Genomic DNA, 5,474 nt, shown 5'->3' with positions numbered 1-5,474 from the left:
CGCCTTATTCTTCCCCCTCCCAGTCCTCATCCGTCGTCACGGCTTGCGTCGCCTTACCCGGCCTCACTTCAAAGATGTCCTTCGGCAGCTTAAAGCCCCGCAGCTTCAGCAACGCCAGCGGACCACTCCCCACTTCCGTGCGTAAAATCCACGTCAGCGGCAAACCGTCCGGCGCCACAAACGTTAACCGATAACGGCTTTCATCCAGCCTCTCCGCTTTCGCCCGCTCCAGCCAGCGGAGCAGGCCCCAGTTCCCCTCATAATCCCCAAATAAACGCGCCCCCGTATTCACACTGGTCCAGGTCAGCATCACTCCCGGTTGATACGTCTCTCCCGGCCAGCGAAAACTCTGCCAGCTTTCCATCTGGTTAAAATAACGCAGTTTCTGCCCGTCTATCGTCAGGTCGGTTTCCTCCACATCCCGCACCGCCCTTGCCCGCAGCTCAAACCGCAAACCCTGACTGCCATCCGCAAACAGCAGGTCCGATAACTGACTGAGCTGATTTATCGCATTCAAAAAAACCGGGTTAATCGGTAATCCCTGACTGTTCACGCTATCCGCTACCCAACGGTTGCCCTCTTTATGCAGTATTCCGCCTAACTGACGGCTCAGAAACTGCTCTATCCGCCCGGTATCCGACCGGATAAACTGCCCCAGCATCGGTAACGAGATTTCACTCTCCCCGCCGGCAAACGGGTAACGACCGGCAAAAGCCCGGTTCCAACTGGCGACTATCGCCGTCTGCCACTGCGTATTCAGATTCGCCGCCGCCGGTTTCAGCACCCCCTGCCATGCCTGCGTTAACGGCTGCACGAACAGCGTCTGACCCAATCCCTGCCATTGTCCCCCCAGACTGGCCGCTATCAGACGCCCATACCCCTGCGTCTCGGTCAACTCGGTGCTTTTCCCCGCAAATACCGCCCGGGCCAGCCTATTCGCCATGGCCGGCGGGTCATCGCTGTTGTTCATCTGTTGCAGTTTCAGTCGCACCTGAGTAACGCGGGTCAGAAAAGTTTGTAAATTCAGACTGCTGTCTGCCTTCACCCCTGCCGCCTGATTTTCTCCCAGCAACGCCAGCAGCGGCCCAAAGGTCTGATTCATCGGTCCACCGCTTTCAGGGGACGGCGCTACCATCAGCCCGGTTTGGTTGTTCAGCAGCGTCTTAGCCGATTTCACCAGCCGGTCGGATAAAACCGGCCCCCGCTGACCTGTTTGGCCCTGATACGCCACCGTGTTCATCAATGCTATCAGCGGAGACTGACGCGCATCCGCCATCAGGCTTAACTGGTCTGCCACATCGGCCATATTATCGGCTTTATTCCAGCGCAGACTGTTCAGGAACGTCTGCCACGCCCCGGCAAAATCCGTAAAATAACGCGCGGTCATCCGGGCTTTCAGCGCCGCCGGTGACACCGCCGCCGATACGGCCTGCCGGTTATCACTCAGCACCCAGTCAATCGCTTCGCGCCGGGAGGCCACCGCCTTGTCAATCGCCGGCTGTATCTGCCCCTCCCATGCCTGACGGGTAAACATCCCCGGCACCACTTTATCCGTTGTCAACAACCGCGCCGCCTCCGTGTCGCCGGTCATCTGCCTCAGCGTCAGGTCCGCATAATCCTTCGCCACCGATTGCAACATCTGCTGGTAGAGCGTGGCATCCGCATTGTGGCGGCCTAATTGGGTCAGCAGTTTCTGGCGCACCTCTCTGACCAATTCAGTATCCGCGGTTATCCGCCATTCCGGATGGGCCGACAGATTTTGTGCATAGAAATCCCATAAATCCGGCGCCACAATCAGCCAGACATCCGGGGCAATGCCGGCCCGGTCGGGTTCATTTTCATTGAGCATCCGGGTTAAAAATGCGGCCTCCGCTTTCTCCGGACGCGCCATCATCAGGTAGGCTTTCAACAGGTCATGACCTGCCTGCACCCGACCGGCCCACCGCGGACTGTTCGGCGGTAAGTTCACCAAGTCATTCAGTTTTGCCTGCAACACCGCAGCGGCTTTATCCCGTATCAGACGATTATTCATCGCCGTGTAATCCGGCATCACCCTCGTCAGCAGCGTCTCATTCTGATTGAGACCAAAACGCTGATACCAGGGCGCCCCGTGCTCCACCCGGGATTGCAACCGGCCCACTTCATCACGCAGGGTTTTTAACGCCATCAGTTCCGCCCCGGAGGCTGCCGGATGCGTTTTCAGGTCAGCCACCGCCGCCTGTACCCCCTTTATCTGGTCGCGGTTGGTGAAAAACGACAGCACCATGCCCGCGCCCCACAGTAACGCCAGCGCCATCAGGCCGTAAGACAGGTTCTGCCGATGGCTAACACCTAATCGCCGGCCAGGTGCCCGCCGGCTGTCACTGAGTACCCCCTGCCACACCGGGTCCGGCAGCCAACTCTGCGGCGCGCCAGCTTGATTGACCCTGACCGGTAAACTGAACATCAGCCCCCGCAACAACACGACATCCGCATATTCCTTTAACACCGGTGTCAGCACCTCACGCCAGTGAGCAATGCCCTTTTTTTCCAGCGTCGATGACAGGCGATACAAAAAATCATGGGCATTCTTTGCCAGCAGTTGCTGCATCCCCTGCCGGCGCATCGGGTCAATCAGCTGCTGTAATTGTTCTGCCACCCCTTCCGGCGTACAGCGCTCCGGGAAAAAACAGCCCACCGGCTGGGTAATTCGGTCTTCCTGCGACCAGATGCTGTGACACACCTGCCACAAATAAACCGGTGCCTGCCAGCGTAACTGCTGGGCCTGTTTCTGTAACATTCGCAGGGCCTTATCCATCAGAACCGGCTGGGCGCTCTGGGCTTCGGTCAATGCCCAGACCACCCCATTCAGTGGCCGGAAACGGCGTAACCGCCGCAGCGCTGCCAGCTGGGTGGCATCCGGTTCGGCCTGCACACTGCCGCCGTACACCAACAGCGTGCGATGGCCCTCCAGCCATTGCCCGGCAGTCAGACCCGGCGCAATCGCCTCCACCTGCTCCACTTCCCCCACCACCAGTAAGATACGTACCCGGAACCACCACAACCGACCATAACGGCGGTGCAGGCGGGCACCTAATTCATCCAGTATTAACGCAGACTGGCTGGGGACAATCCTGGCCTGTGCAGTCTCTGGCCGGAATTTTTGTTGTACTTTATTTTGCCGTATATGCTCCCAGACCTTGCTTCCCAATAAACCGGTCAGTATGGCCAGGAAAACCGCAGAACAGGTATACCACGCGGGTTCAAGCAGCCCTTTTTCCGCCAGTAACGCCTGATTAAGATAAATCAACAAAAAAAATACCCCGGCCAGGCTCAACGTAATAAAAACATATCCCCAAAGGCCATGGTGATAATGATTTGCTTTCATGAGTGCAATTCCTTCGTCATTAAATAAAGTATCGCGTTACCCTCGGGTAATCGATTGATAATAATATGGTCACTGTTTGTCAGGCCAACGGCCTCTGTCAGCATGGCTGAGGTTAGAAACACCGACAGCGGCCCCGGTGGACCAAAAGTACGGTCAATGAAATGAACAGGATTTTCCGGGGCAAAATGGAATGGGCTATCATGACCCTCCATCATCAGTTCAGTCAGCTCGTCTTGAGAAACGCCCGTGACCCAGAGATGCTGCATATTGCTTTTATCAATGCAGTTATATTCAAATAACATCCTGAAATCTTTCTTTATTTCTCCCGGAAATGAAGGTAATTCCCTTCCCATGCCAGCCAGAATGTTTAATTTTTTCCGGGTAGCAAAGGTTGTCGAAGAAAGTAACTGCGCAGATAAAAATTCGCTGTACGCTTTTTTACCGTCTGTCGCCGACCAGCATTGACAGGCAATAACCATTATCAGCCCCTCAAAAGCGGCCTTATCGTACAATGATGTGATGACTTCCCGGTTCTCTACCTGAATGAGGCTTAATCCCCACAGTTGTTGCACACACTCGCTATAGTGGGACAACTCCGTCGAAGGGGCGCCAGCGAAATAAATGGTGTGCAAAAGCTGGCGATACTCCGGACACTGTTGCTCAAAATCCGCATTCACTTTTGCCAGTAACTGCCGGAAATCCGTTGATGGCACAGACAACGCCCGTCCAATATCGGGAAAAGCCGGTACCGCCTTCTGCTCACCCAATAGAGGTGCAATGCCCTGCGGTTCTGGCGTCAGAATAATATTGCCGACTACCGCCAGTTGCTTTCGGCTCCACTGCTGCCACTGAAAATGCGTTTCCTCACTGGCCGCTTCCCAGGCTTGCGCCGTGGTACAGAATCGTTCATAGCGATTCAATGCTGCGCCAAATAACATCAACCAGCCGAAAAAGGCCGGCAGACTGCCATACAGTACCACCTGCCAGAAATCGGACGTTTCTCTCAGTATCATAGCCAAGCCAGTACCCACTGCCAGCATCAGCAATAAAATCATTCCCCATAACCGATAACGCAAAGGTGCTACGACGCGAAGCTGGGGGATTTCAGGAATCGGCCAGCTCATGATGATAACCCGACATAGTGATGAGACATTGAATTCAATACACGACACCCACCAGTGGCATCACCTAAACAAACCCTACCAGACATGGTGATATCCTCCATTGGTTATCAAGATAACCCTAAATAAATCATCAGGTATCTGGCAATAATCTGTTATACCGGGATACCCCCTTATTGACTGTAATTTTAATAGATCCATATCTCTAACCATTGAATTAAAAAATAAATAAGCGGCCCACTCAGTAACACCGCAACCGGGATTAAAAACAGGAGACGTTTGTATTTCTTTTGCTTAATAAATTTGACAGTCCAATAAATGAAAACACCATCAATAATCACTAAAAACGGCCAACCATAATAGAAAACAAGGAACATACAGACTAATACCGTATCCCAAAAATCAAAATGGATCACATTGAACCTCTCATTCAATTCATTATTTAAAAAACGGCTTCTCACAGAGAGAATAGCCACTGTCGTCAATAAATTCAGTCAAATATTCTTTATTCAATCTCTACCGATTGAACACTCTTCACCATTAAACAAGAAGTGAATCATCAGGCTTTATCATTCTGATTCACATTGATTCCCGTCATCCTGACATGCCTATCAGGATTTTAATTTAAAGCCTATTTTCCTCGCTATTTAAAAGCACCCGGCCTGACTCTAAGGGTCTGGCTAATTGCATCCCAAAACGCCACTATTTCATTCTGGGTATAGGCTGTCGGTGTCTCTTCATCATTCACCACCGTCAAATCAAATACCGGTGTTTTTTCCCCACCAGTTTTCTCATTGGCTAATAATGTAAACTGATAATGCGGATCATCATCGCCCGGTTGACGCTTCACCAACAATAACTCTTCGGTGTCCAGCCCGTTTATTTTCCGTTTCCCTTGGCGGAAAACCTTCTTCCGAGACAGCGTTGTTTCAATTACACTAAGGCGCTCCAGCATACTGTCTTTCTCCCGGATATAGTTATTGGTA

General features: G+C 52.8%; 3 protein-coding genes. All 3 read right to left on the bottom strand.

What is annotated here, in order from left to right:
• Nucleotides 1-4: 4 nt before the first annotated feature.
• Nucleotides 5-3,367 (bottom strand): ImcF-related family protein, encoded by a 3,363-nt coding sequence (locus BO26_RS17945; protein WP_036773872.1) that lies wholly within the window; start codon nucleotides 3,365-3,367, stop codon nucleotides 5-7.
• Entirely contained in the window at nucleotides 3,364-4,491 is a 1,128-nt protein-coding gene (locus BO26_RS17940; RefSeq protein ID WP_036773871.1) for a hypothetical protein, read from the bottom strand. Before BO26_RS17940 ends, BO26_RS17945 begins: the two co-directional genes overlap by 4 nt.
• Before the next feature lie 640 nt (nucleotides 4,492-5,131).
• Nucleotides 5,132-5,474, bottom strand: a 343-nt coding sequence (locus tag BO26_RS17930; RefSeq protein ID WP_036773867.1) for a T6SS immunity protein Tli4 family protein, incomplete at its 5' end; no start/stop codon positions are given.

The sequence above is a fragment of the Photorhabdus australis DSM 17609 genome, assembly GCF_000711895.1.
GTDB lineage: Bacteria > Pseudomonadota > Gammaproteobacteria > Enterobacterales > Enterobacteriaceae > Photorhabdus > Photorhabdus australis.
This window is presented reverse-complemented; position numbering and strand designations above follow the sequence as displayed.

What these genes read in the sequence shown, in the direction of transcription:
- BO26_RS17945 (WP_036773872.1), bottom strand. Translation starts at nt 3,367, where the DNA reads ATGAAAGCAAATCATTATCACCATGGCCTTTGGGGATATGTTTTTATT.
- BO26_RS17940 (WP_036773871.1), bottom strand. Translation starts at nt 4,491, where the DNA reads ATGAGCTGGCCGATTCCTGAAATCCCCCAGCTTCGCGTCGTAGCACCT.